We start from the raw sequence: 1602 nt of genomic DNA, 5'->3' as shown, positions 1-1602 counted from the left end.
AGGTCCCGTCGGCATTGTGCGTGCCGGCGCTGAGGATCGCGCCGGTCGGAACGCCGCCGATGACGATGCTCAGCGCTTCCGAGCCGTCGGTATCGGTCAGGGCCGGGGTGATCGACAGGGCGATGGCGGTGTCTTCGTTGCCGCGCGCAGCAGTGACGGAAAGCGTCGGCGTGTCGGTTACCGGGTCGACGGTGACGCGCAGGGTTTCGCTCTTGGTCGCTTCGACGGCGGCGCCGTCCTTGGCAATGGCGGTGACCGTCAGGTCGAAATCAACGTCGCTGTTCGTCGGCGGCGTGATGGTCAAGCCGGTCAGTTGGGTCGGAGTCAGAGTCCAGGTCCCGTCGGCGTTGTGGGTGCCGGCGCTGAGCGTTGCACCGGTGGGAACGCCGGCAATGACGATGCTCAGCGCTTCCGAGCCATCGGTGTCGGTCAGGGCCGGGCTGATGGTCAGAGCGATGGCGGTGTCTTCGTTGCCACGAGCGGCGGTGACGCTCAGCGTCGGCGTGTCGGTCACCGGATCGACGGTGACGTGCAGGGTTTCGCTCTTGGTCGCTTCGACGGCAACGCCATCCTTGGCGATGGCGGTCACTGTCAGATCGAAATCGACGTCGCTGTTCGCCAGCGGCGTGACAGTCAGGCCGGCGAGCTGCGCCGGAGTCAGCGTCCAGGTTCCGTCGGCATTGTGCGTGCCGGCGCTGAGCGTCGCACCGGTGGGAACGCCGGCGATGACAATGCTCAGCGCTTCCGAGCCGTCGGTGTCGGTCAGCGCCGGGCTGATGGTCAGAGCAATGGCGGTGTCTTCGTTGCCTCGCGCGGCGGTGACGCTCAGCGTCGGCGTGTCCGACACCGGGTTGACGGTCACCGGCAGCGTCCGGGTCACCGAGACCGCACCGGCAGTGCCGTCCTTGGCCGTGGCGGTGACGGTCAGGGTGAAGTCGACATCGCTGTTCGACGGCGGCGTGACAGTCAGGCCGGCAAGCTGATCCTTGCTCAGCGTGATTGAGCCGCCGGTGACCGTCAGCACGTCGCCCGCCGTATTGCCGAGAGTGGCACCAGCAGGGATGCCGCTGATGGTGATGCTCAGCGTTTCCGAACCGTCCAGATCGGTCAGGGCCGGGTTGATCGCCAGCGCGATGGCGGTGTCTTCGTTGCCGGTGGCGGCGGTGACGCTGAGCGTCGGGGTATCGGTCACCGGATCGACGGTGACGTGCAGGGTCTTGCTCTTCGTCGCTTCGGCGGCGACGCCGTCCTTGGCGACGGCGGTGACGGTCAGGTCGAAATCGACGTCGCTGTTCGACGGCGGCGTGATGGTCAGACCCGCAAGCTGATCCTTGGTCAGCGTGATCGAACCATTGGTGACCGTCAGCGCGCTGTTCAGCGTGTTGGCAAGCGTGGCGCCGGCGGGGATGCCGGTGATCCGGATGCTCAGCGCTTCCGAGCCGTCGGTATCGGTCAGCGCCGGGCTGATCGTCAGCGCGATGGCGGTGTCTTCGTCGCCACGGGCGCTGGTAACCGAGAGCGTCGGCATGTCGGTCACCGGATCGACGGTGACATGCAGGGTCTCGCTCTTGGTCGCCACGGCAGCGACGCCATCCTTGGCAA

The 1602-nt window shown here is 67.0% G+C and carries 1 pseudogene; it reads right to left on the bottom strand.

The annotated features are described in order from the left end of the window. Nucleotides 1–1602, bottom strand: a pseudogene (locus TSH20_RS32645) (calcium-binding protein); the annotation flags it as partial.

It is taken from the genome of Azospirillum sp. TSH20 (genome assembly GCF_003115935.1).
Taxonomy (GTDB): domain Bacteria; phylum Pseudomonadota; class Alphaproteobacteria; order Azospirillales; family Azospirillaceae; genus Azospirillum.
This window is presented reverse-complemented; position numbering and strand designations above follow the sequence as displayed.